The following is a 24,361-nucleotide window of genomic DNA, read 5'->3' on the forward strand; positions in this document are numbered from 1 at the left end:
GCGCCCGTACAGACACCTGTACGGGCGTTTTGCTTTGTGCGCGGCCGCTGCCGATCATCGGTCATTTGCATTCAATCATTTCGTTTGCATACATTAAATCATTGCCAACCACCAGCAGGTGCACAGGGCCATGTGATGGGTGCAAACGAAAAAGCAATCAACGCAACACACCTCGAACTCTTTAAAGCTGCCGGTCGCATGTTGCAAAGTCAGGACTCGGACGAGGTGCATTGTGCGCTTGAGAGTCTGAGGTATCTGTCTCGCATTGGGCATGCACGCGCGAGTTTCAATCTGGCTGTCGCGTATCTGCGCGGTCATGGCGTGACGCCGGATAAAGCTATCGCAGCCTTTTTTATGCTGCATGCAGCCCGGCAGGGCTATGCGGGCGCGTACGAGCCGTTGGCTCGCATGATCATCACGGGTGATCTGCTCGAGAGCAAAGGGTTGTTGCCAGAAGGGCGGCATTTTGTGGCGAGAGTCTGGTACTTCCGCGCCTTGTGCGATGGTGCAGCGCGCCCCGGTACTGCAACCCGCATCCCGTATTCCGCCATGTATGTGGCAATGGGCCCGGTGCGCTACCACTAAGACACCATTCGTATTTGTCATAAGCAATGCGTTAGACTCAATGCATTCCCGCCACGCGCCTGTTGTTGCGTGGTGTCTGTTGACGCTGTGTCTTGTGGATGCGCCCGCATGAGTTCCCGTTCCCTGCCGTACCTGCCCAGATTTATTGCCCCGACACGTTATACCGATCCCGCCGCCGCGCTTGCCCAGATCAAGCTGATCTACGAGAACAGTGTTAACCACCTGCGTGATGCCATGCAGCGTTTTGTCGCGGGGGAAGACCTGGGCGGGCACGTCCGAGCGTGCTATCCGTTTGTACGCATCCAGACTGACACGGTAGCCAGATCCAGCGCGGCGGATAGCGCGCATCTGAGTTTTGGTTTTGTGGCTGGCCCCGGTTACTTCGAGACCACACTGACGCGCCCGGATTTGTACGCGGACTACTACCTGGAACAGTTCCGTTTGTTGCTGCAGAACCATGAATGCGAACTGGAGGTGGGCACCAGTTCACAGCCCATGCCGGTTCACTTCTCTTTTGCCGAACATGATTACATTGAAGGCACACTCAGTCCGGAACGCCGCCAGTTGATGCGTGACATGTTCGATCTGCCGGATCTTTCTGCCATGGATGACGGCATTGCCAATGGCACTTATGATCCGCGCCCGGGCGAGCCGCAGCCGCTGGCCTTGTTTACAGCACCACGGATTGATTACTCACTGCACCGCCTGCGTCATTACACCGGTACCGTGCCAGAGCATTTTCAGAACTTTGTGCTGTTCACCAACTACCAGTTTTACATTGATGAGTTCATCCGTCTGGGGCAGGAGAGCATGAATGACCCCGGCAGCGAGTACATCGCGTTTGTTGAACCGGGCAATGTGATCACGCGCCGGGCAGGTCTTGCGGCAGAAGACGTGGATGCCCTGGGCGCCGCGCCACCACGCCTGCCGCAAATGCCGGCCTATCACTTGATTCGTGCTGATCGCAGCGGGATTTCCATGGTAAACATTGGTGTTGGCCCGGCAAATGCCAAGACCATCACCGATCACATTGCCGTGTTGCGGCCCCATGCCTGGATCATGCTTGGGCATTGCGCCGGTTTGCGTAACTCCCAGCAACTGGGCGATTACGTTCTGGCCCATGGCTACGTACGTGAAGATCACGTGCTTGATGAAGATCTCCCCTTGTGGGTACCGATTCCGGCGCTGGCCGAAATCCAGCTTGCACTGGAGGCTGCAGTGTCTGATGTCACACGCCTCAAGGGGCCAGAGCTCAAACACATCATGCGGACCGGCACGGTGGCCAGTACCGACAACCGTAACTGGGAGTTGCTGCCTGATAACCGCCCACAGCGCCGTTTCAGCCAGAGCCGGGCCGTGGCGCTGGACATGGAAAGTGCGACCATTGCCGCCAACGGGTTTCGTTTCCGTGTGCCGTACGGCACCTTGCTGTGCGTGAGCGATAAACCGTTGCATGGCGAGATCAAACTGCCCGGCATGGCCAACCAGTTTTATCGGGAACGGGTGGATCAGCATCTGAGGATCGGTATCCGTGCCATGGAACTGTTGCGCGAACAGAGCGTCGATCAATTACATAGCCGAAAACTGCGCAGCTTTGCCGAAGTCGCGTTTCAGTAAGGGATACGGGCTGATGTTTACCAGATATCGCCCCGATACACGCAACACCATCAAGCTTTGATCCAACCGGCCGACATACTCAGGATATAACCGTGTGCCGGCTCGTTTCACCCGCGTTGCCGGCGTCCATTTCCGGGTGAATCGTTTACGCAAGGCCTGCCGTGCCAACCCGGCGGGCCTCGAGAGGAGAACACCTATGTCAATCAGCGCGACAACGAGCCAGACCAATCAGGCAACCCAGCAAAGCAGCAACAAAAGCAGCGACGTGACCAGCTCGGCCAGCCAGATCATTGAAATGCCGGACAGCTCGCTCACGGCCACCCCGATGGATCTTCAGGTCCCGCAGGACAGCGTCACGTTTGAATACTCGCAAACCACACTCAGCTTGACCTATACCGATCCGCGCAAGGCGCAGAGCCAAACGGCTTCAACCACGTCCGAGGGTAGCAGTGATGGCACGGGTAGCAGTACCGATGCCACGGACGGCACCTCGACGACCAGTACACCGACGGATCTGGCTTCGATGATTGACCAGTCCAACCAGAAGGTGCAGCAGTTCATCGACATGCTGGGCAATATGCTCAAGCAGCAGGGGCTGACCTGGTCCAAGGTCGTCAGCGGCGAGCAAAAACTGAGCGCCGACCCCAAGACCATCGACGCAGCCAAACAAGCGGTATCGCCTGATGGTGAATTTGGGATCAAGAACACGGCTGAACGGATTCTGAACTTTGCCAAAGCGGCCGCCGGGAATGATCCGGCCAAGCTGTCTCAATTGAAGGATGCAATTCAGCAAGGTTTTGACAGTGCGGCCCAGTTCTTCGGCGGCAAGTTACCGGACATCAGCAACCAGACGCACGATGTGATCATGAATGAGCTGGATAAATGGTCACAGAATGGTATCCCGCAAGGGGACGTCACGCTCAGTGATGATGACATCAGCGCCGTGACCAACCCCAAGAATGCGGATGGCAGCAGTGATACCTCAGCCAGCGGCAGTAGCACTGCGTCGACCAGTACTACTGGCGGCACGATCTCGACGTCTGCCTGATAAACCTCGCGTTTCATGGAAAATGGCGGGCCAATGAGCCCGCCATTTTCATAACTGCAGATAGCCGTAGTCGGCGGCTTCCTGCTCCATGTCTGCGACCACATGGCATACCGAATCAGGCAGCACGCTAAAGCCGGTAATGCCGAATGGTGTCAGCGCGGCGGCCTGATCCAGATTGGCACAGGCGTGTGCCAACGCCAGGCGCATCATCCACAATTGATCGGCTGATGTAGCCATGCCGGTAATCAGCGGCAAACCGGGAGAGGCTGCGGTTTGCCCGATGACACGAATACCTGTGGCGGCCTCTGGCTGATGCCGCTGCAACAACGCCAGCGTGACGCAATCAATGGCAGCGATATCCGCCTGACCATCTCGAATAAACTCAATGGAGCGAGCATGGCTACCCGTCGCGACCGCGTGACCAAAGAACTGGCCGCCGACAGAGAGCGGGGCCACCAGCGCCCGCAAACTGTTATAACCCGAGTGGGAATCGCGACTGTTATAGGCCACCGTGGTGCCGCGGAAATCACTCAAACTGATGCGTTTGTCGTCATCACGCACGACCAGCATGCTGCAATAAAACGGCCCATCGCACCCTTTTGCGTCGTAATGAAAATAACCCACGCTCTGTACTTTGTCTTTCAACACGGTCATGAGCGGATAGCTACAGGTTTGACTAAGCAGTAGCTCGGCGTCCAGCCAGTGTTCTACCAGATTGTCCGGCCAGATCACTTCATCAGGCGTATTCGTGATGTCGTGATTGATCAGCTCAGCCCGCAGCGCCTGCCATAATCGTGCAGTGTCCCCCGGTCCGGCAAAATACATAGGCAACGAAACCTTCATCTCGGCCTCTATCTGCTTTGCGCACTGGCAGGGGATGCGCTTGTTATGGGGCGATTGCGTGGCATCGTTGCCAGTCGCCATTGTTGTGAGTGGATCATCAAACGCTCAAAGGCCAGATCCGTCACGACTGCCAGTAACCCTACAAGCAGGGCTCCTTCTATAATATAGGCTGTATTGAAGCCGCTCAGGCCCACAATGATCGGCGATCCCAGCGTCTGCGTGCCCACAGTTGAAGCAATCGCCGCGGTGCCGATATTGATGATTACGGAGGTGCGTATACCGGCCAGCAACACCGGCAGCGCCAGCGGTAATTCGACCTGCCACAATATTTGCCAGCGGCTCAGGCCTAGCCCGCGAGCGGCTTGCAATACGGGTTGCGGCACCGACTCTAGCCCGGCAATGGTGCTTTGGACGACAGGTAGCAAGCCATACAGCGCCAAAGCAATCACGGCTGGTGTGGTGCCAAAGCCAATCAAAGGCACGGCGACCGCCAGTACTGCGACGGGGGGAAATGTTTGACCGATCGCGACAACCGTTTCCAGTAAAGAGCGAAAATCCCGGCCACTGTCACGGGTGACCAGCAAGCCCGCGCCGCCGCCCACCACCACGGCAATGAGGCTGGAGAGCCCGACAATCAGCACATGCGCCAGCACTAGCGAGGGGAACGTGGCTTGTAGATACATTGGCCGTTCTTGTTCAGGAAACAGCGTGTGAAAGAGGGGTTGCAGTCGCGACATCCCGAACGTAAGTGCCAGGAACAGCAAGCCGGTCCAGAGAAGTGGGTCGAGCCACCAGCGGCGTGGCGGGGCAGGGTTCATCGGGTGACATCCAGCAGATCAGCAACATGAATGCTGCCGACGGTCTGGCCATGTTCATCGAGTACCGGGAGTTGTTCGGCGTGGCTGGCAATGAGCGCAGAGAGTGCCTCACGCAGCGTGGCGCTGCGGGATATGCCCTCTGCGGATGCTGATATGGGCGCGCGCATGCGGCTATGTACTTGATCCAGCCCGAGGAGTTTAAGCCCGACTTCGCTACGGCCCACGAAACGGGTCACGCTGTCACTGGCAGGCTCCAGCAATATCTGGCGGGGCGTACCGTCCTGGACCACGCGGCCCTGATCGAGCATGACAATGCGGTCGGCCAGGAGCAAGGCCTCGTCGATGTCATGCGTGACGAGCACAATGGCTTTGCCAGAAACCTGATGAATACGGGCAATTTCGGCCTGCAAGGCACTGCGTGTGACCGGGTCCAGTGCGCCGAAAGGTTCATCCATCAGCAAGACTTCCGGATCTGCTGCAAGCGCCCGCGCGACACCGACGCGTTGTTGTTGCCCGCCTGAAAGTTGATGCGGGTAGCGATGAGCAAACCCGGCCGGGTCCAGCCCCAACAATTGCAACAACTCTTCCACACGGCTGGTAATGCGCGCCTTGGGCCACTTGAGCAAGGCTGGCACGGTCGCAATGTTCCGGGCGACCGTCCAGTGCGGAAACAGTCCAATCGACTGGATGGCATAACCCATACGCCGACGCAGATCTTCTTCACGAAAGCCGTTGATCTCTTTGCCGGCAAACAGGATGCGGCCACTGTCATGAGGTACCAGCCGGTTAATCATCTTCAACGTGGTTGATTTGCCGGACCCGGATTGCCCGATCAGGACGGTGAACTCTCCATCAGCCAACCGTAACGAGAGATCATCCACCGCGACGAAATCGCCAAAACGTTTGCAGACGCGTTCAAACTCGATCATTGCCCGCGTTCTCCCAATACGGAACCCAGCAACTTGAACAGTGCATCGGCAGCGATCGCCAGTGCGATCACCGGGATTGCCCCCAGTAAAACCAGGTCTAGCGCACTGCTCAGCAAACCCTGAAACATGATCGCGCCAAAACCACCTGCACCAATCAGGGCTGCGACCGTAGTCAGACCGATGGCCTGCACCGTGGTAATGCGCAGACCAGATAGCAGGACGGGCAGGGCGAGCGGAACCTCAACCTGCCAGAAGATTTGTCGCGGAGACATACCCATACCGCGCGCCGCTTCGACCGCTGCAGCGGGTACTTGCGCTAATCCGGCTGCCGTACCACGCGCCATGGGCAGCAGTGAATACAACGTCAAAGCGATCACCGCAGGCGTGACACCGATGCCGCTGATACCCCATTGGGCCAGCAGCGGCACATGGGTCGCCAAGGCGGCCAGCGGCGCTAGCAACAGGCCGAACAGCGCGATCGACGGAATGGTCTGAATCAGATTGAGCACCGAAAATACCGGCCCGCGCAGCCAGGTCCGGCGAAATGTGATAACACCCAGCGGCACGCCAATCAGCAAAGTGGGGACCAGCGTCGCGGAGACGATTTCAAGATGGCGGCTGAGTGCCGCGTCAAAGACGTCCCGGCGATTGGCGTACTCTTTGAGCACAGAAAGCGCTGACAACTGACCGGAGAACAATAACCCGATACCCGGGGCTAGCACGGCCAGGGCCACCAGCACTGTATTGCGTGGACCCAGCTTGAGTTGCCCCAGCGCATCGGCAGCGGCCAGCCAGCCCAGTCCCCATAATATCCACGCACCACCACCAAAAGAGGTGCGGCTATAGCTGGAGTCAGTCAGGGCCAGTTGTTGTGCCTCATGCCCGGCCAAAGCCAACAGACCCGATAACCAGCATGCGCAAGCCAGCAACACGATGCCATCGCGCAACGGATGCTTCCGGCAGAAAGGGGCGATCGCCAAAACCAGAGCCGGAATTAACACCAAGCCATGCCAACCGCTCAGCACAGCAGCAAATGAGATGCCTTTGCCGGTGACCAGGCGGTTGGGCGCGTGCGTGAGCAAGGGCAGCAGCGCGGCGCTGAGTGCGCCTGCCAGCCACAGCACCAGCAAAACCCGGTTTTTGATCAGACCTGCCTGCCAGACCTGCACTTACTTCACAAAGCCTTTCTGTTTGAGATAGTCCGCCGCGACTGTTTTGGCATCTTGTCCTTCAATGGCAATCTTTGCATTCAGTGTTTGCAGCGTGCGGCTATCCAGGCTCTGGAATACCGGGGTCAGCGCATCTTTGAGGGCAGGATATTTCGTCAGTACATCTGCGCGGACGACGGGCGCTGGCGCGTAGATCGGCTGGATGCCTTTGGGGTCGTCCAGTGTCACCAGACCCAACGCGGCGACCGGCCCATCTGTGCCATAAGCCATGGCCGCGTTGACGCCAGAAGTTTGCTCGGCAGCGGCTTTGATCGTGACCGTGGTATCACCGCCGGCCAGCGTGAGGAGTTGATCCTGCTTGAGCTTGAAGCCATAGGCCGTTTCAAAAGCGGGCAGGGCGTCCGGGCGCTCTATGAATTCAGCGGAGGCCGCCAGCTTGAAGTTGCCGCCACCGTTGATCCACTTGCCCAGATCCGCCAGTGACTTGAGCTTGTTACGGGTAGCGACATCTTTGCGAATCGCAATAGCCCAGGTGTTATTGGCCGGCGCCGGAGTCAGCCAGACCAGTTTGTTCTTTTGCATGTCCAGCGTTTTTACTTTCTCATAGCCTGCTTTGGCATCACGCCAGACCGGGTCTTTTTCGTCGGCAAAGAAAAACGCGCCGTTGCCGGTGTATTCCGGATAGATATCAATCTCACCGGCGGTGATGGCCCCGCGCACGACTTTGGTCGTACCTAGCTGGATCTTGTTCTCTGTCTTGATGCCTTTGGCTTGCAAGACCTGCAGGATAATATTGCCCAGCAATGAGCCTTCGGTATCGATCTTGGAACCCACGCGCACGGCGGTGTCAGCCTGCGCCCCGGTTGCGGACACGCACAGTGTCAGAACCATGCCCAACAGGGTGCGGCGGCAAACTCGCAAATTCATTGGTTTTTCCTTCGGATTTCTGGGGATACAGGCTTGAGGTTAGTCTTTGAGAGGCATCTGTGCCGACAAAAAAGTCCATCAGGCAGGTTTAAACGCAGCACACTAACCTAGTCGCTCCACAGCAAACTGCCACCAGATCACGGATAACCGGCAGAGCCGACACGGCGAGCGGCGTCTCCGGGCGGGAAGAGGGCTGTAACCCGCCTGTCACGATGTTTTAATACGACGCTCGTCCTGATATACCAGAGCCAGGTGTACAGCCTGTGCTAAGTTCATAGTTCACCACAGCCATGCCGGCGGCGTTCCTTTGCCGGTGTTGCGGAGCGCAGGTTTGCATACAGAAACATCTACTTCTACCGCTGTTTACCTTCTGACCGGGCGGGAATCCGATCTTGCCCCGGTGGCTAAACAACTGGCGGTGTTCGGCTTTGAAACCACCGTGTTCGACCACGCCACGGCGCTGCTGGCTGGCATGCACAGCAAGCCGCCGTTTGCGGTCATCCTTGATGCCCAGACTGAAGGGCTGGATCTGGAATTCCATGTCCCTTTGATCAAGCGTTTGAGCAAAGGGCCATTGTTTCTTTCGTCGGCAGGCGAGCCGGTTTCCCGACAGATTGTGCTACTGCGGCTGGGTATTACCGATTTCGTGGCTCGACCATTGCCACTTCAGAAACTGGTAGTGCGACTGGATGAATTGCTTGATCAGCGGCGGCCGGAGCCTTTCCGGGTGCTGGCGGTCGATGATTCTGAAGCCATGCTGCACTGGCTGGACAAAGTGTTGCGCGGCGCGGGGATGGAGGTTTTCAAAACCCGCAGCCCGCTGGATGTGCTGTTGATGATGGAGCGCCATCGGCCAGAGATCGTCATCCTGGATGTATATATGCCAGAGTGTTCCGGCAACGAGATGGCGCACATCATCCGTCAGCAACCCCGGTTTGATGGTATTCCGATCATCTTTTTCTCGACCGAAATCAGCCGCAACAAACAACTGGTGGCGCGCAGCATGGGTGGGGATGACTTCCTCGTGAAAGACACGCCACCGGAAGAACTGGTCGCTGCGGTCACTATCACCTGCGAGCGTTATCGTCGCTTGCGGCAATGGATGACGCGTGACAGCCTGACGCTGTTGCTGAATCACACCACACTGGTCGAGCAACTGGACCAGGCCATCCAGGCCTGTGCCCGCAATGGCGACCATCTGACCTTTGCCATGATCGATATTGATCATTTCAAATCGGTTAACGATGAGTACGGGCACCTGACCGGCGACTACGTGATCCAGAGTCTCGCGCGCATTTTGCGCCATACCGCACCGGGGCAAGCACTGATCGGTCGTTATGGTGGCGAAGAATTCGGTATTGCGTTGCCGGGTATTGCACCGGTGCTGGCGTCACGTTATATCGACGCGGTGCGCCAGCAGTTCCGGGCGTTTCCGCAAAACGGCAATAATGCGACCTTCCAGGCGACCTTCAGTGCGGGCGTGTCGACATTGACGCCTGGGTTGACCACCCAGCAACTGATGGAAAACGCCGATCTGGCGCTTTATCAGGCCAAGCGTAACGGCCGCAATCAGGTCGTGTTGTACAACGAGGCAGAGCATGCCCGGCTGGATCGCAACGCTGACTCACGCTAAGCCGCGCGGCTGATCGCTTTATATTCTTCTGCGTCCCTTATTGCCCCGGCACCGATCGCCGGGGCGTCTGCCTTTCCCTCTTCAGGACGTCGCCTTTCAACCCGAACGATCGAGTCATGTATCTAACGCGGTACAAATAAAGCACTGCCTGATATATTAAATCATTGATATTGAGAATAATTCGCATTAACATGTGCGACGTTTGTCAACCGCACATATCAGATACTCACCATGAAAACCCGCCAACGCTGGGCCCAAACCCCTTGCGCCACCTTGCTTTGCCCGTTCTCCACTGCCATTTTGCTCGGTTTTGCCGCACCGGCATTTGCTGACGATACTACCGCGCTGCCAGACGTGACTGTCACCGCCACGCAGCAAAGTGAACTGGCTACGCCATCGGCCGGCGGTGCGCTGGGTTCACGCAAAGTGATCGACACCCCGTTCTCGCAAACGGTGGTGAGCGGACAAGAGATTGCCGATCGCCAGGTGCGCAAGTTGGGTGACGTATTTGCCGGGGACGCCTCGGTGTCTGATAACAGTGATGCCAGCAATGCCTGGGCTAGCTACCTCACGGTGCGGGGCCTGCAACTGGATTGGCAAAATGGCTACAAGATTGATGGTCTGCCATTTATTGGCTACGGCGTGAATCTGCCGTACGAACAGTTTGAACGTATTGAGTTGCTCAAGGGCTTATCCGGTTTCATGTATGGCTTCGGTGCCCCGGGTGGCGTTGTGAACTACGTGACCAAAAAGGCAGAAGGCGCACCCGTGCGCAGCCTTGACATCGGGTATACCGAAGACAGCGTACTGTCTGAACACGCCGACTTCAGCCAGCGTTTTGGTCCGGGCAACATGTTTGGTGCCCGCATCAATTACACGCACGAAGGTGGCGATACCATCAATGGCGGCACGACGAACCGCAACTCGGTTTCGCTGGCGCTGGATGCCCAGATTACCGATCGGCTCTCGGCGTATTTCAACACGCTGTATCAGCAACGCCGCTCGGACAACATGCCGGCGTCGATCAGCTTTGCCAGCTATGCCGGAAACGGCATGCCAGGTACGCTGCCGGGCGATACCAGCAACCTCAATAGTGATGGTCAGCATCTTTATACCGGGTTGCAACTCTATACCGCTGGCGTTCAGTATCAATTGACACCGGACTGGCGCCTCTCTACCCGTTACAGCTACAGCGAATCCACGCGTGATCGTAATGAAAGCACGCTCTATCTGGCTGATAACTCAGGCAGCTACAGCGACTACCGCTGGATTGGCAAAGAAGCCAACCGCTTTGCCTATTGGGACGCGATGGCCGAAGGCAAGGTGCAGACCGGGTCAGTGAGCCACCTGATTACTGCAGGCGCATCCTGGCAGCAGCAGGCTAACTACTACGGGGCCAATTCCTTTTACGGCTTGCTGGGTACGGGCAGCATTTATTCAGCAAGTACCAACAGCATGGGCGATATTGCGGGCCTGGAAACCTACCATGACAGCGATATTACCCAGAAGGCGCTGTTTGCCAGCGATACGCTGGGCTTTGGCGAGCATTGGTCGCTGCTGGCGGGTTTGCGTTACACCCACTACGAACAGAACGCGTTCGGCGTAGATGGTGCCCGCACAGCGAGCTATGACAAAAACGGCGTCGCTACCCCAACCGTCGCGTTGATGTACAAATTCAGCCCGGCCACGACCGCATACGCCAGCTATGTCGAGTCTCTGGAACAGGGATCGACCGTCACCAGCACTTACGCCAACGCTGGCGAGCTGCTCAAGCCACTGCGTAGCAAACAATACGAACTGGGCCTGAAACACGACTCCACCGTATTCAGCACTACCGCAGCCTTGTTCCGTATCGAACGCGGCGCTGAATACGGCAATGCCGATAACGTGTACGTGCAAGATGGCATGTCCGTTTACCAGGGCGCTGAACTGGCCGCCACGTGGCGACCAGCTTCGCAATGGCAAGTCGGCGGCAGCCTGATGGGTTTGAAAAGCTGGTACGGCGAAGGCAGCAGCAATCGTGGCAACCGTGTTGCCGGCGCGCCTGAGTTTGTCGCAGCAGGGCAGGTCGAATACAAGGTTACCGGCGTACCTGGCCTGAAACTGGGTCTGGATGGCAAATATACGGGCGACACCATGATTACGCCGACAGGCAATCTGAATGCGGGTGGTTACACCATCTTCAATCTGGGGGCAGTCTACAACCTGCATGCCGGGGCGTACGACTATACGTTCCGCGCTGCGCTGAACAACCTGACCAACCGCGAATACTGGGAATTCCAGTACGCCAACTACGTCAAGGCGGGCGATCCGCGAACAATCAGCTTGAACGCTGCGGTCAATTTCTGATCGTCGTTATGGATCAAACCCAAAGGGAGCGCAGGCTCCCTTTTTGGTTTTTAAGGGGACAGCGTGTTACGGTTAACGCGCATTGCCACAAATCAAACAAAGCCCGTATCGTCCAGCATGGTCGGGTCGACCGTCAGCCGTGTTCTCCTCATGAAATCATTCAGTCTTTTGCCCAGTCGCCAGGAATTGGCGTTGATCCTTGTTACCGTATTTTGGGGCGGTACGTTTTTTGTGGTCCACCTGGCCATGCAACATGCTGGCCCGCTGTTTTTTGTGGGCTTGCGTTTTAGCTGGGCAGGACTTTTAAGCCTGGTGTTATGCCGGGGCCACCTGCGCGGTTTGACGCGCCTGGAACTCGGTGCCGGATTTCTGATCGGCGTCTCCATATTTCTGGGCTACGGCCTGCAAACCTACGGTCTGCAAACCATTACTGGCAGTCAGTCTGCGTTTATCACAGCGCTGTATGTCCCCATGGTGCCGCTCGTGCAATGGCTCGTCATGGGCCGGCCGCCTCACCTGATGAGCTGGATTGGCATCCTGCTGGCCTTTGCCGGTTTGATTTGTCTGTCAGGCCCGCAAGCCGGTTCGCTCAGCTTTGGCCCGGGTGAAGTGGCGACGTTGTTATGCGCTGTGGCCGTCGCGGGCGAGATTCTGCTGATCGGCCGCTTTGCCGGGCGCGTTGATAGTCGGCGTGTCACGGTTGTACAACTGTTGGTCGCCGGCGGCCTGAGTCTGGCGATGATGCCGGTTGCTGGTGAGGTGGTCCCGGCTTTTTCCTGGTACTGGGCCTTGCCGGTGCTGATCATGGGCGTGATGAGTATGGTCATCCAGCTCACCATGAACTGGGCGCAGCAAACCGTCTCGCCGACCCGGGCAACGGTCATTTACGCAGGTGAACCCGTTTGGGGTGGCGTGGTTGGCCGTATCGCCGGTGATCGCCTGCCCGCACTGGCTATCTTTGGCGGTGCGTTAATTGTGGCCGGAGTACTGGTCAGCGAACTGAAATTCGCCCCGAAAAAGACGGTGGAACCTGTACAGCCCTAACAGGGCACCATAAACAATGCCGCCCTTTTTGGGCGGCATTGCATGATCATCTAACCGCTTGTTTCAACTCAAGCTGCAGCAGTCTGATCCGGCGTGGCCAATTTGCCTGCGCGGCGTTTGCGGGCGGCTGCACCAATCAAGCCCACAACGCCCATCCCCATTAGCGCCCAGGTTTCAGGCTCCGGTACCGACGGCACGACCACGACGCCACCGTTACCGACATTGAACCAGATATGGCTGTTTGCTACGACCTGGTTGATGTTATCTGCCTGGGAGGAGGCCAGAACCTGGGCATCACCAGCGCCATTGCCAAAGCCCACCGCGGCCGGGTTGCCACCTAGACCATTCACGCCGCCACTGGATGTCGCCTCGCCAGTGGTCCAGGCCATGTCTTTGTAGAAGAAGCCGATCTGGCCCTCACCCATGGGGACGACCGTATCATCGCCCCGCAGCACTAACTGGAAGCTATCGACTTTGTTGGTTCTTTGGTCGAAGTAACCCACCTGATCCCAAGTGACGTACAAGGTGCCGCCGTCATCCCGGTAATGCACGCTCCCGGTCCCACGTGTGTCCACGTCGGCAAAATATGGGGAGATGATGGGAACATCGACGCCGGTCGGCCCGGTCGGCGTGTAAGCACTGAGTGGCGTCAGGAATGTCACGTTGCCGTTGTTATTGATGTACAGACTCGTGTAGGTCGTGCCATACAAAGTGAAATTGAAGCCCAGATTGATCAGACCTGTAGAGCTGTCATCATTGGCTGGCAGCGTGTCTGTGCCAAGATTGTCGGTGAAGTATGAGGTTGAAGGCGTGAGGGCAGAGTCTGGCAGGATACTGACCGTCGCGTGGGCAACGGTCGATAACATGATCGTGGTGGCAGCCGCGATCGCAATGCGCTTTTGTAACATGATATTTCCTCGGAGTTCCCTAACAAACTTAAATACCGGCTTGTTCAAACTGCCGGCCTCAGACTACGGGCAGATTCCAGATGCCGCTGGTTTTCTGCCATTTTTATCCGGGAAATTATACGCAACTTACTTGTAAATTAATGTATCCGTGCGTCTGGTGTAAAATAATTAAATTTTAATATGCTACTAAATCATGCATGTCGGGGCTTGCCGGCGCATGCGCTGCATGTTTGAGGGTGACTGCACCAGGCAAGCGCCAGACAGACGGATGCTTACAAGCTTCCTTCAAAGTGCCGTACTAAGGCATGAAGCTCTTCTGCGGTACCGGCTAGCGCCCGCATGGATTCGGTCGCGCGTTCCGCGCTATGTCGGTTGCCATCGGTCAATACGCTGATCCGTTCCATGTGCTGCGCCATTTCGCTCGAAGCCTGACTCTGCTGGCAGACCATGTCCGAGATGACGGTCGAGGATTGGGCGACTTCGGTATTGGAGGCCTTGATAGCGGCCAGCGCTTCGCTGCTGTGTTCAATGGCACTCACGCTCTCTTCGACGTGGCGCGTTGCCAGTTGCATGGCGGCGAGTGCTGCTTGTGATTGCTGCACGACGCGCTCGATTGAGGATGCAATGTGGACCGTGCTGGTGGCGGTCCGTTCGGCCAGTTTGCGTACTTCATCGGCCACCACGGCAAAACCGCGACCCTGTTCGCCGGCGCGGGCTGCTTCAATGGCGGCGTTGAGCGCCAGCAGATTGGTCTGGTCGGCCAGCCCCCGGATCTCCGCCGTTACCCGGCCAATCTGGCCAATCCCGCTGTTGAGTTCATCAATGCGCGCCTGGGCATCATGAACACGATCAACCACCTCCTGCGTCATGGTGTGAGAGGTCCGCATGGATGCATCCCCTTCGGTGACCAGTTGCATTGTGGTTTGCGCGTGTTGTGCGCCCAACGTCGTGGACGACTCAATCTCTTTGACGGAGACCGCCAGTTGCTGCAAGGCCGCTGCGACCGAGGCCACACCTTCGGCCTGACTATTGCCGCGTTCGCTCACGCTAGAGACTTCTTGCTGTGCTGACTGAGTACGATGCGTGAGGTCTGCCGCCGCAGAAACAATATCGGCGATGATGGCGCGCAAGTTGATCTGCATGGACTTGAGCGCTACCAGCAACGGTGTGAATTCGCTGGCAGCAACAAGGCTGGCATCAAAACGAAAATTCCCTTGTGACAACTCATGCAGCACCCGACGGGAGAGACCCAGCGGTGCGCTAAAGCCCTGCCAGCACCATATGCCCAAGCCCAGAGCGGCAATCAAGGCGAGCGGCAAAGCCATCCAGACGGGCATACCTGCTTGCGGTAGTGCGGCCAGCAGCAGCGGGACCACCGCCAGTAACGCTAATCGGGTCCGTAATGACAGTAATGTTTTGATGCGGGTCGGTGGACACGTCGAACGGCGGGCACGGATATCGGCATACAACTGATTGGCCCGCGCGATATCAGCCTGGTCTGGCTTGTTGCGCACTGACATATAACCGGTCTTGTGACCATGCTCGTAGAGCGGCGTGGCGTAGGCATCTACCCAGTAAAAGTCGCCGTTTTTGCAGCGATTTTTCACAATGCCACGCCATGGGCGGTCTTCCTTCAACGTTTGCCACATGTCGGCATATACCTCAGACGGCATGTCCGGGTGGCGCACGATATTGTGGGGGTTGCCGATCAGTTCATCAGCCGTAAACCCGCTGATTTCGACAAACGCCGGGTTGGCATAACGAATGGTGCCTTTGAGGTCGGTCTTGGTAACCACAGGGCGCTTGGGGTCCAGGTGATGTTCGACCTGGGTAACGGGCAGATTTTGTCTCATCAGAGTCTCCAATCAGGATTTTTATCTGGCTGAATGTGCCAACGGGATGGCATCCAACGCGCGATCTGACAGGTTTTGTTTTTTGACTTTGATGGTCAGGATTTGGTAATGGATCAAATCAAGCCGCTACTGCCTGATTCAGATCAACACGCACACCAGACGCTTCCAGTATGTCGTTTCAATGCGCCTGAAAATTTGATGCAAATCAAATTCAGCAAGTCTTAATAAACCGCTTATCCCTTTATTTCTGCTGGCTGCAGAATCGACAAACGAAATACATGTTTTTGAAAAAAAGCACCCTGTTAACGTCGACGGGGGCTGAAAATGAGAAGCGCTGGATCTGAGGAGTAACCAGGCAGAGATGTATAACCCCGCGGTTTCAGTGCAGAGACTGAAAGGGCGGGGTTTTCCTTACAACGCAGGCGTGCAGATTGAATGTGAAAAACAAAAAGCCCCGATGCATGCGCATCGGGGCTTTTTGATACTTCCAAATCTGGCGGAGGCCGTGACCGCCTTAATATATCTCACAAAAACTCACTAAATAAACTATTGTTGAATAATTTCAGTTACATAAGTTTATTTACGTTCTACACTGCCTCATAATTCCTCATCAAGAATGACTCGCTATTGTGGGGCTACGTGTGGGGCCGATTCCGGAGTGTGTGGATGTCAGAACTGAAAGATACCAAAGCAAGAACCATCAGCCCGGAGACCGGGCCCATGTCTCATGGCGGTGTGACCGGATTGCGGCTGATACCAAGTGGTCCGAAAGGCCGTGGCAAATGGATGTTGCGGTACATCTCCCCTTTGACCGGCAAGCGTCGGGATGCAGGTCTTGGCGCTTACCCTGAAGTCGGCATTGCCACTGCCCGGGAAAAAGCGGATGCGATGCGCAAACAGCTGGCTGCGGGGATTGATCCGCTGGATGCCCGAAAAACCGAAGCAGCCACCCCGAAGGTGCCGACCTTTGAAGCGGCGGCACGGACGCTGCACGCCGAACTTGTACCTGGCTGGAAAAACGCCAAACATGGGCAACAGTGGATCAACACCCTGACTCGGTATGCATTCCCATGCATCGGTGCACTTGCGCTGGACGCCATCACGCCACGTCATATTGCGGATGTGTTGCGGCCGATCTGGCTGGACAGGGCTGAAACGGCGAGCCGGACAAAGCAACGCATGCACGCCGTCATGGCATGGGGCTGGGCGCATGGTTATGTGGCTGCCAACCCCGTTGACGTCGTTGATTACCTGCTGCCCCAGCAGGCGGGCAAGGCTGCGCGTGTCCAGCATCAGCCGGCCATGCCCTGGCGTGATGTCCCAGCATGGGTGGATAAACATTTGCATGGTGCCGGTCGTGGTGATGTCACCCGTGTGATGCTGGAATTCCTGATATTAACTGCAGCGCGATCGGGCGAAGTGCGGGGCGCAACTTGGGCGGAAATCGACCTAGGTAGTGCGCAGTGGACGATTCCCGCAGAACGGATGAAGGCCAAGATACAACATGTGGTGCCGCTTTCTGACCGTGCACTGGCGCTACTACATCACCAGCAGGGCCAGCATGACACTTTGGTCTTTCCCAGTCCGCGCGATCAGGTGCCCTTGTCAGACATGGTGTTAACCGCTTTCCTGCGTCGAGTGGCTGCCCCGAGCGGCACAGCGGGGCGGGTTGCCACAGCGCACGGATTTCGCTCCAGCTTCCGTGACTGGGCCAGCGCTCAGCGCTATGACCGCGATCTGGCCGAAATGGCCTTGGCACACACCGTCAGCAATAAAGTGGAGAGTGCATATAACCGCGAGCGTCTGGTGGAACTGCGTCAGCCTATGATGCAGGCATGGGCGGATTTTCTGGGGGGTAGATCCGCCGATGTTGTAGCACATAACGTTGTGCCAATGCGAGGTGTTGCATGACAGGCAAACAGCGTGGCAGCTTAGCGGCGCCACTGGCAGCGTTCTCCTCTTTGGCTCGCATGACACGCTTGGCGATGCCCGCGAGGGAAGTGAACAGGGCAATAGCGGATGAAGGAATGCGGGAACTGGAGGCAATCGATGCCCCGTGGGCGAAGGGGCTGCTTGCTCTGTTGCAACAGATACGCATTGACCCTCGTATTGCCAAGGATATCCGGTTTGACACTGAGGCGGAGAGGATGCGTCGGGAAGATCAACAACAAGAAGACGAAGCGACCATTCGACAGGGGCCAAACAGGAATCCAAACGGCTCAATCATCAAGGACAGTCAGGCGCAAAAGTATTACGCCGCGATAAAACGCCGCAATAAAAGGCTGGCCGAATAGCACAGCCCACGCAGGAGGACAAATCCCGGCATATTGCCGGGATTTTATTTTGCCACTCAGCGGGAAATTTCTTCGCGTCCAGTCGTGTTTACGCGGTCTTGGTCACCCAAGGTGGGCATGTATTTCATTGTTTCTAAAAAACAAAAAATAATGTTCACAGAAATTGAGCTTTGTCAGCATCAATCAAAAATGCATTTTGTTTGATGCCGACACGTGCCGTGCCGATAGTCATCCTGAGGCTTCGTTATCCCCGATGGAGCCGACTATGAGCAAACCAAAGCAACCCCAGTCCGTAACAGGTGATCCTGAACAACTGCTCCGTGTGGACACGCTCGAGCGCGTTCTCGGTGTCAGCCAGTCCTATATCTACAAGCTGATGAAGGCGGGCCAGTTTCCAAAGTCTGTGCGCATCGGCCCGCGCGCCGTCGCATGGCGCGCCGGGGATGTTCGCCAGTTCATCCAGTCGCTAAAGAACAACGCCTGAGCGGGTACCTCATGGACAACGCTGACCATTCCAACGGGCGTGCCAAGACTGCGCCAGCTCCAGGGCAATCCGGCTCAGAAGAGCCCCCGGTTCCAGGGGCGAGCGAGAAGGAGGCTGTTTCCTTCTCCGAAGTGTGCAGCGACGATCAGATGCTTCGCAATCTGTCCCGACTGGAACCCCTAGCTTATGAACGGATTCGGCTGCTGGCGGCCAAACACCTAGGAGTCCGTGTGGCTCGGTTGGACTCGCTGGTCAAAACACTGCGCAAACAACTGAATAAAAATGAAGCCGAAGGAGGAGCGGGCTCAGAGCTTGAATTTGAAGACGTGGAACCATGGCCGACAGCCGTCAGTGGTGCGGTGTTGCTGGATGCCGTCTATGCGCTGCTCAGCCGTTATGTCATTGCCGACCCGGTGACATTGCGGACAGCTACCCTCTGGGTTGTGCTGACCTGGTTCACCGACTATGCCACCGTATTGCCGTTGGCGCTGATTACCGCGCCCGAGAAGGGCTGCGGAAAATCGACACTATTGAATGCCATGGCGAAGCTGGTCTACCGGCCCCAGCCGGTCGCCAATATCACCGCTGCGGCGCTTTTCCGGTTTGTAGAGAAGTACCAGCCGACCTTGTTGATCGACGAGGCCGATACGTTCATGCGCGATAATCCTGAACTGACCGGCATGATCAACGCCGGCCATACTCGTGATAGCGCCTATGCCATCCGCGCGGTGGGAGATAACTTTGAACCCAAGCGGTTTTCCACCTGGGGTGCTAAAGCAATCAGCGGCATTAGTGCGCGTGGCCTGTCTGAGGCTCTGACCAGCCGGTCGGTGGTCCTTACGATGCGGCGCAAGTTGCCTGGTGAGACCTGCGAGAATTTGCGCCACAGCAAGCAGGCACCCTTTGACCAGGTGAAACGTCAGCTTGCCCGCTGGCCAATGGACCAGGGCGATACCTTTGCCAACCTGCGCCCCACGCTGGAGGGACTGAATAATCGCCTGGCCGACAATTGGGAGCCTTTACTGGCACTGGCCGATCTGGCTGGTGGAGCTTGGCCCCAGCTTGTGCGGGATATGGTCCTCATGCTTGTCCAGAGCAACGATGAGCCGCCGGGGTTTAATGAAGAGTTGCTCGGTGATATCCAGTATGCGTTTGAGCGTGCCGGGGTGGATCGGCTTAGTAGCGCTGATCTGATCCTGGAACTCTGCAAGGACGACGAATCGATCTGGCCAACCTATCACCGGGGCCAGCCTATTACGCCCCGACAACTGGCCCGAAAACTCGAAGGCTTTGGGATCAAACCGGTGGATATCCGATTTGGGAAGAGCAACAGGAAAGGCTACATTCTTCAGCATTTTGCCGACGCATTCACCCGTTATCTGCCCGCTCGGCCCGATCTATCCGCTACAGCGCTACAAACCAGTGCTGACAAGGCTTCCGGGGATATTTCTATCCGCAACGCGAGTGCGGATGTCGCGGATAAGAAAACGTTAGGATTAGGCATTGGCGGTACGTGTAGCGCTGTAGCGGATAAAAAAAAGGAAACCGGGGAAAAGTGCGAAAGCGGGATTGAGAACGGACTGCTCACGCACGATGTCACTGGAGACAAAATCCCGCCTGCGGCGGGCGATGATGACTGGGAGGTCATCATATGAACGCCGTCCAGCTCATCGACTATGCAAACACATCGGGGTTGCGTATGGCTGTGGTAGGCCGGGACCTGAAACTGACGGGTAACCGCAGGGCGGCTAGTCCCGGATTCCTCCAGGCGTTGCGCGAACATAAGAGTGAAGTGGTTAGCCTTTTGGAGGAGGCTCCAGCCTATGCAATCCTGCCCTACCGGTTGCGTTCAGGCGAGGGTGGACAACTGATTGACCCGGACGGCCTGATTTCAGCGATTCATGCATTGCGCCAACACTACGGCCGGAAGCTGGACCTTGACCATCTTGCAGGCGGGCTCTCTTTAAGGCTGCAGACCTTGGCACTCGCGTTTCCAGCGGCAGAACGCGAAACACAGGAAGTGGCTCTGGCTACGGTGCGGCAATGGAAACAGAATGTTAAGTAGCAATCGCATGCATGGCGCCATGCATGAGTCCGATACGCCTGTTTTACAGAATTTTAGTATATGCACATCAATTTCAGCCGTGCTGCCATGCTCGATGCCTGTTTGCTTGCGGATAAGGTAAGGGGGGATCCTTTTTTACAGGGGGAAAAGTACATGACCGGCGAGCGAAGTATTCTTGTAAAAACTTTTTTTAAAAGGCCATGGGCCGCTGCTGGTGTCACCAGATAGTGCAAGAGGAGCAACCCAAGGAGTTACCGCAGCTGCTCCACCGGCCTCAGCTGTGCCAATCGCACCAGGAAGTGCAGCAACGCCTGCTTGACCTGTGGGGTCATAATACGAAAGTGGGTTACCGCGCACATATGCATAAAATCAAAGCCCACCGTCTGGTGGGCTTTGACAGGTATGGCTAGGCTCGTCTCCGGATGAACCAGGTCGCAACCCCTGCACCTCCACAAAGCACCAAGCTCCACGGAAGAGAGATCAGTGCCAGATAAATGCTGGACTCAGCACCATGAAAGTCAACGCCATGACCTGATTGTTCAAAAACGAAATTCGACAATCCTCCAATGCACGCACATGCCACTCCGAGAAGAAGAGAGTTGAAAATTTCACCCCCCTTTAAGAGCAACGCAAAAGCAATGGCCGAAAGAAGAATCCATCCCCAAAACAGAAAATCACGACCGGGGAAATAAAGGTAATTAGCCAAAATAACAAACCAAAACAAATGCCCAAGGAGCAAAAGAGCTACCCCCACGCCCCAGGCTTTTTTCAAATTGGTGATCTTATTTTCCATTTTTAAAGTCATCCCACTTGGAGTGCCAACCAGGTTCACCAGGTAATGGGCCGGGGTTGATAGGCCAGTTTGGCCATTTTTTGGCCGGAAACGAAAGTCCGCATGCGGTCAATGCATCTTCAGCGCAGTGGCAGCAGTTGTGGTCTGTAAAGCTGTAGTCTTTAGCCTGGCAGGTCGCCATCGCTTTTCGGACGCAGTCATCGTTTTCCGGCCCTGGTCTGTCCCGGTGTCCACGGACACCGGGACAGACCATAGTTCAGCCCCTTGAACACAGACTAATCACCATTGCAGGTGGTCAATATCTATATCCGCTTGAACATAACCGCAAAACTCGGCCATATCCCAAGGGATGATGATCGAGGGAATTCTTCCTTTACTGCTGATTGCAATCGTAATCCGAATTTTGCAATCACGAGAAATATCCCTTATCTGATCTTTTACTGAAACCAATTTTTCACCAAGCTCATTCCAATGTTCCAGAACATCATCCGAGTCAACAGACGAACTCAAAGCCCAAGTATTCTGTCGCGGCAATTTTCTAACGGAATCACGCCCACCGGCCAACATCGCTACATCAGGAACCAAGCCAAGCCGACTGGTAATGACTTCTGGCAAAATTGCTCCACCAAGTATCTGAAAATCTATCTTCAGTATGTCACTCATATCACTTCCACCCCTCAGTATTCATATCCAGATACTTGGGTATTCCCGTACCTTTCCGGGGACCAGAATACATGTTCCCATTCTTGTCCGAAAAAATGTCACTTTTTGAATCGAGACCTAAATCTCGTTTCATATCATGCGCATCTTTATAGCCATTATTTTTGCATGCCCGATCGAGTTCCTTATCTGACATCCGGGTCGCATCTTTGGCTTCCTGTTCACTTGGAGTCTGATGGTCCTCCGAACAGTTCTGGACATCATATCCAGGCAATTTCAATATCGTCTTGCATTTCACTGCAAGACCGCTTGGATCGATCTGACTTATGGGATCGCCGACAGTATATGCATAGATAGTTCACCCTGACGCAAACCGTCGTACACCCACCCCGCAAACCCAGCACCCACGCGCCTTTCAGCCTCATTCTGCCCGCAGCAGCCACCACCTGGGCAAATTTTTTTCTAGAGGCGTGTTTTCTATCCAAGGTGGCGGCCAACACTAATCTGTCGCACCCAACCAAACAGGCCCCAAACAGCAAAAACAACAACGCCCACCGCAGGAGTGGGCGTTGTTGTCCCAGTACCGGGTCGTCTTATTTTGCGAAGATCATTCCTCGTTGGACCTATTCGTTCTCCGCATTATTTTCCCAATAAGTACGGCAATGATCCCGACAACTATGCAAGCACGTGAAAGAGTGGCGCCACCCTCCCAAATATGAAACCAGGCCAAGGTAAAACCACAAACAGCACCAAGTAATGCAATTAGCCAGACAGCAATCACATAAGGGTTAAGAGTATTAGTTGCCATCTTAATTTCCCAAGCAGTAATAACGGGTTTCACATTTAATCGCACCGGCGCCGGTTCCATAGGAGGGTCCATACAAGAACCGACCAAGTGAGACACCATCCGAATTTCCGGTTATTTGATTGGCACCCGCATAGACACCGCAAGTATTGGAAATCCCCGAACTCACTTCTCCCACGCCGGTAGATATGACCGCACCAATACTGCCGCCACCCAATGCATTCCAGCCCGCGCCCGTGCAGTTATTCACATACCCACAGACATGTCCGCGACTATCAAAAGCGACGCCCGAATCAGCCCCCTTCACCAACGGTCCAAGATTGCCGGAGCCTCCAGCCCCGACACTCCCACTGAAAACAGGTGTCATCGCAGGAAGGCTCTGCTGGGTTGAAGTACCATTCGTATAGCTTTGCGTATAACCGCCAGGGCCACCAAAGAAGGCATCCAAACCTGTCGGATCACGATAAGTAATCGGGTTGCCGCCCACATATGCATAAAATTTCTACCGAAGTTATTGATGTCAAGAGGCGGCTACATCGACAGCTTTATCCATTATCGTTGAGAATTCTTGCGCCAAATCCTGTCCGTACATCAGGGAGATGTATTCAAGGCAAAAATTCCTCGACGACATTGACTTTGTTGCAAGAAAATCTAGCAAAAAAAGAAGTGCCGAATAATCCTTTCTTCCATTATCACTTTCCCAAATCCCAATCTGGGAGAAAGGATTTTCTTCCGGCCATGATTTTTTTATATCTAGTGCACTAGCCAATTTTACAGCATTCATAAAATGCTCTCGCCCAAGCAATGATCTATCCCGATCATTGCTATCTGCAAGATGTGCGCCAACCAACATTCTTGCAGGCAAGTGGCTCGGCGTGTCTCTTAGAATTTCCTTACAAAGCTCCAACGCGCCGTCGATATCTTCTTCATTTATATATTTCGCATAAGCGGTCGCGAATAATGCATCAGTCCCTGTGGGTTTTTCCTCATTGGGTGCCATTGTTTTTCCTTAATGCGAAAACAGGTAAGAAGTTGCTGTCGCGGGAACTGCCACTTCGGGGGCCAACACATAAAACAGCCCGCCAACAACCATCCATCCCGCAGGGAACATATCCATATTCGAACTACCGGGAGGCGCAGAGCTCGGGGCCCCTGCCGTTGGCGTACCAGGTTGACCGGAAACAGCCGGCGGCGGTCCGGGCGGGAAATTGTTATCGCACCATTGGCGAGCGGCATCTACTTTCGCTTGTGTAGCTGAATCAAGGATGCAAACGTCTTGCTGCCATTTTCTAAGCTCTGAACAACGATCCTTCATCTTTTGATCATGAGTTCCATCATTTTTGTAATTATCACGCCAGTGTTCAAACCCACGCGGTCCAAGCCAATCATCGGGATTGTTTCGCAACGACTGACTATGGCTTGGGCCACGACCTGCCAATCCAAGTGGATCCATTTCACTTAAAGGGTTTGCGCTCGTATATGCATAGATAGTTCACCCTGACGCAAACCGTCGTACACGCACCCCGCAAACCCAGCA

The 24,361-nt window shown here is 55.7% G+C and carries 22 protein-coding genes; 11 read left to right on the forward strand and 11 right to left on the reverse strand.

Features of this window, described 5'->3' with window-relative positions:
* Window positions 1-198 precede the first annotated feature (198 nt).
* From IEX44_RS20535 to IEX44_RS20545, 3 genes are all read left to right on the forward strand, one after another.
* The gene (locus tag IEX44_RS20535) at window positions 199-585 is read left to right on the forward strand and encodes an SEL1-like repeat protein (protein WP_188698730.1); all 387 of its coding nucleotides are present in this window, start codon (window positions 199-201) and stop codon (window positions 583-585) included.
* A 108-nt stretch (window positions 586-693) separates the two neighbouring features.
* Complete coding sequence (locus IEX44_RS20540; RefSeq protein ID WP_229679371.1) at window positions 694-2,202, forward strand: AMP nucleosidase; 1,509 nt, start codon at window positions 694-696, stop codon at window positions 2,200-2,202.
* A 196-nt stretch (window positions 2,203-2,398) separates the two neighbouring features.
* Complete coding sequence (locus tag IEX44_RS20545) at window positions 2,399-3,250, forward strand: hypothetical protein (protein ID WP_188698731.1); 852 nt, start codon at window positions 2,399-2,401, stop codon at window positions 3,248-3,250.
* A gap of 48 nt (window positions 3,251-3,298) precedes the next feature.
* Here the strand turns inward: IEX44_RS20545 and IEX44_RS20550 are convergent, their stop codons facing one another.
* The 5 genes from IEX44_RS20550 to osmF are packed head-to-tail and all read right to left on the reverse strand — an operon-like array spanning window position 3,299 to window position 7,936.
* On the reverse strand, window positions 3,299-4,093 hold the full coding sequence (locus IEX44_RS20550) for a phosphate/phosphite/phosphonate ABC transporter substrate-binding protein (protein ID WP_229679373.1): 795 nt from the start codon (window positions 4,091-4,093) through the stop codon (window positions 3,299-3,301).
* 8 nt (window positions 4,094-4,101) lie between these two features.
* Window positions 4,102-4,911, reverse strand: coding sequence for an ABC transporter permease (locus tag IEX44_RS20555; protein WP_188698735.1), 810 nt, complete (start codon window positions 4,909-4,911; stop codon window positions 4,102-4,104).
* Complete coding sequence (locus IEX44_RS20560; RefSeq protein ID WP_188698737.1) at window positions 4,908-5,840, reverse strand: ABC transporter ATP-binding protein; 933 nt, start codon at window positions 5,838-5,840, stop codon at window positions 4,908-4,910. The genes IEX44_RS20555 and IEX44_RS20560 overlap by 4 nt, the downstream gene beginning before the upstream one ends.
* The gene (locus tag IEX44_RS20565) at window positions 5,837-7,009 is read right to left on the reverse strand and encodes an ABC transporter permease (RefSeq protein WP_229679375.1); all 1,173 of its coding nucleotides are present in this window, start codon (window positions 7,007-7,009) and stop codon (window positions 5,837-5,839) included. Before IEX44_RS20565 ends, IEX44_RS20560 begins: the two co-directional genes overlap by 4 nt.
* Window positions 7,010-7,936 carry a glycine betaine ABC transporter substrate-binding protein OsmF gene (gene osmF, locus IEX44_RS20570; protein ID WP_308423819.1) on the reverse strand — a complete coding sequence of 309 codons (927 nt, stop codon included), beginning with the start codon at window positions 7,934-7,936 and terminating at the stop codon, window positions 7,010-7,012.
* 331 nt (window positions 7,937-8,267) lie between these two features.
* Here osmF and IEX44_RS20575 point away from each other — a divergent pair, with 331 nt between their 5' ends.
* From IEX44_RS20575 to IEX44_RS20585, 3 genes are all read left to right on the forward strand, one after another.
* A complete protein-coding gene (locus IEX44_RS20575) occupies window positions 8,268-9,569 on the forward strand; it encodes a diguanylate cyclase domain-containing protein (RefSeq protein WP_188698741.1) in 1,302 nt (433 codons plus the stop codon).
* A 231-nt stretch (window positions 9,570-9,800) separates the two neighbouring features.
* On the forward strand, window positions 9,801-11,918 hold the full coding sequence (locus tag IEX44_RS20580) for a TonB-dependent siderophore receptor (RefSeq protein WP_188698744.1): 2,118 nt from the start codon (window positions 9,801-9,803) through the stop codon (window positions 11,916-11,918).
* Between the two features lie 150 nt (window positions 11,919-12,068).
* A complete protein-coding gene (locus tag IEX44_RS20585; RefSeq protein ID WP_188698747.1) occupies window positions 12,069-12,962 on the forward strand; it encodes a DMT family transporter in 894 nt (297 codons plus the stop codon).
* Window positions 12,963-13,030: 68 nt separating this feature from the next.
* On the opposite strand, the gene IEX44_RS20590 is transcribed toward IEX44_RS20585, so the two are convergent.
* Window positions 13,031-13,870 (reverse strand): nidogen-like domain-containing protein, encoded by an 840-nt coding sequence (locus IEX44_RS20590; RefSeq protein ID WP_229679377.1) that lies wholly within the window; start codon window positions 13,868-13,870, stop codon window positions 13,031-13,033.
* 272 nt (window positions 13,871-14,142) lie between these two features.
* A complete protein-coding gene (locus IEX44_RS20595) occupies window positions 14,143-15,723 on the reverse strand; it encodes a methyl-accepting chemotaxis protein (protein WP_188698750.1) in 1,581 nt (526 codons plus the stop codon).
* Between the two features lie 666 nt (window positions 15,724-16,389).
* Between IEX44_RS20595 and IEX44_RS20600 the strand changes: the two genes are divergently transcribed.
* From IEX44_RS20600 to IEX44_RS20620, 5 genes are all read left to right on the forward strand, one after another.
* Complete coding sequence (locus IEX44_RS20600; protein WP_188698753.1) at window positions 16,390-17,634, forward strand: tyrosine-type recombinase/integrase; 1,245 nt, start codon at window positions 16,390-16,392, stop codon at window positions 17,632-17,634.
* Window positions 17,631-18,017, forward strand: a complete 387-nt coding sequence (locus tag IEX44_RS20605; protein ID WP_188698756.1) for a hypothetical protein — start codon at window positions 17,631-17,633, stop codon at window positions 18,015-18,017. The genes IEX44_RS20600 and IEX44_RS20605 overlap by 4 nt, the downstream gene beginning before the upstream one ends.
* A 265-nt stretch (window positions 18,018-18,282) precedes the next feature.
* The gene (locus IEX44_RS20610; RefSeq protein WP_188698759.1) at window positions 18,283-18,501 is read left to right on the forward strand and encodes a helix-turn-helix transcriptional regulator; all 219 of its coding nucleotides are present in this window, start codon (window positions 18,283-18,285) and stop codon (window positions 18,499-18,501) included.
* 11 nt (window positions 18,502-18,512) lie between these two features.
* Entirely contained in the window at window positions 18,513-20,156 is a 1,644-nt protein-coding gene (locus tag IEX44_RS20615; protein ID WP_188698761.1) for a DUF3631 domain-containing protein, read from the forward strand.
* Window positions 20,153-20,566: a hypothetical protein gene (locus IEX44_RS20620; RefSeq protein WP_188698764.1), complete on the forward strand. Its 414-nt coding sequence runs from the start codon at window positions 20,153-20,155 to the stop codon at window positions 20,564-20,566. Before IEX44_RS20615 ends, IEX44_RS20620 begins: the two co-directional genes overlap by 4 nt.
* Window positions 20,567-20,972: 406 nt before the next feature.
* Here the strand turns inward: IEX44_RS20620 and IEX44_RS20625 are convergent, their stop codons facing one another.
* The 4 genes from IEX44_RS20625 to IEX44_RS20635 form a co-directional block, all read right to left on the reverse strand.
* Window positions 20,973-21,359: a hypothetical protein gene (locus tag IEX44_RS20625; RefSeq protein WP_188698768.1), complete on the reverse strand. Its 387-nt coding sequence runs from the start codon at window positions 21,357-21,359 to the stop codon at window positions 20,973-20,975.
* 279 nt (window positions 21,360-21,638) lie between these two features.
* On the reverse strand, window positions 21,639-22,022 hold the full coding sequence (locus IEX44_RS20630; protein WP_188698771.1) for a DUF4279 domain-containing protein: 384 nt from the start codon (window positions 22,020-22,022) through the stop codon (window positions 21,639-21,641).
* 1 nt (window position 22,023) lies between these two features.
* Window positions 22,024-22,317 carry a polymorphic toxin type 33 domain-containing protein gene (locus IEX44_RS21400; protein ID WP_505952482.1) on the reverse strand — a complete coding sequence of 98 codons (294 nt, stop codon included), beginning with the start codon at window positions 22,315-22,317 and terminating at the stop codon, window positions 22,024-22,026.
* A gap of 1,027 nt (window positions 22,318-23,344) precedes the next feature.
* Window positions 23,345-23,824, reverse strand: a complete 480-nt coding sequence (locus IEX44_RS20635) for a hypothetical protein (protein ID WP_188698774.1) — start codon at window positions 23,822-23,824, stop codon at window positions 23,345-23,347.
* Between the last annotated feature and the right edge of the window lie 537 nt (window positions 23,825-24,361).

It is taken from the genome of Silvimonas amylolytica (genome assembly GCF_014645555.1).
In the GTDB taxonomy this organism is placed as follows: Bacteria; Pseudomonadota; Gammaproteobacteria; order Burkholderiales; family Chitinibacteraceae; genus Silvimonas; species Silvimonas amylolytica.

Bases quoted from the DNA above. Each gene is read 5' to 3' on its own strand.
- IEX44_RS20585 (WP_188698747.1), top strand. From the start codon at position 12,069: ATGAAATCATTCAGTCTTTTGCCCAGTCGCCAGGAATTGGCGTTGATC.
- IEX44_RS20625 (WP_188698768.1), bottom strand. From the start codon at position 21,359: ATGGAAAATAAGATCACCAATTTGAAAAAAGCCTGGGGCGTGGGGGTA.
- IEX44_RS20535 (WP_188698730.1), top strand. From the start codon at position 199: ATGTTGCAAAGTCAGGACTCGGACGAGGTGCATTGTGCGCTTGAGAGT.
- IEX44_RS20595 (WP_188698750.1), bottom strand. From the start codon at position 15,723: ATGAGACAAAATCTGCCCGTTACCCAGGTCGAACATCACCTGGACCCC.
- IEX44_RS20635 (WP_188698774.1), bottom strand. From the start codon at position 23,824: ATGGCACCCAATGAGGAAAAACCCACAGGGACTGATGCATTATTCGCG.
- IEX44_RS20610 (WP_188698759.1), top strand. From the start codon at position 18,283: ATGAGCAAACCAAAGCAACCCCAGTCCGTAACAGGTGATCCTGAACAA.
- IEX44_RS20620 (WP_188698764.1), top strand. From the start codon at position 20,153: ATGAACGCCGTCCAGCTCATCGACTATGCAAACACATCGGGGTTGCGT.
- IEX44_RS20590 (WP_229679377.1), bottom strand. From the start codon at position 13,870: ATGTTACAAAAGCGCATTGCGATCGCGGCTGCCACCACGATCATGTTA.
- IEX44_RS20545 (WP_188698731.1), top strand. From the start codon at position 2,399: ATGTCAATCAGCGCGACAACGAGCCAGACCAATCAGGCAACCCAGCAA.
- IEX44_RS20615 (WP_188698761.1), top strand. From the start codon at position 18,513: ATGGACAACGCTGACCATTCCAACGGGCGTGCCAAGACTGCGCCAGCT.
- IEX44_RS20540 (WP_229679371.1), top strand. From the start codon at position 694: ATGAGTTCCCGTTCCCTGCCGTACCTGCCCAGATTTATTGCCCCGACA.
- IEX44_RS20560 (WP_188698737.1), bottom strand. From the start codon at position 5,840: ATGATCGAGTTTGAACGCGTCTGCAAACGTTTTGGCGATTTCGTCGCG.
- IEX44_RS20600 (WP_188698753.1), top strand. From the start codon at position 16,390: ATGTCAGAACTGAAAGATACCAAAGCAAGAACCATCAGCCCGGAGACC.
- osmF (WP_308423819.1), bottom strand. From the start codon at position 7,936: ATGAATTTGCGAGTTTGCCGCCGCACCCTGTTGGGCATGGTTCTGACA.
- IEX44_RS20555 (WP_188698735.1), bottom strand. From the start codon at position 4,911: ATGAACCCTGCCCCGCCACGCCGCTGGTGGCTCGACCCACTTCTCTGG.
- IEX44_RS20550 (WP_229679373.1), bottom strand. From the start codon at position 4,093: ATGAAGGTTTCGTTGCCTATGTATTTTGCCGGACCGGGGGACACTGCA.
- IEX44_RS20630 (WP_188698771.1), bottom strand. From the start codon at position 22,022: ATGAGTGACATACTGAAGATAGATTTTCAGATACTTGGTGGAGCAATT.
- IEX44_RS20605 (WP_188698756.1), top strand. From the start codon at position 17,631: ATGACAGGCAAACAGCGTGGCAGCTTAGCGGCGCCACTGGCAGCGTTC.
- IEX44_RS20580 (WP_188698744.1), top strand. From the start codon at position 9,801: ATGAAAACCCGCCAACGCTGGGCCCAAACCCCTTGCGCCACCTTGCTT.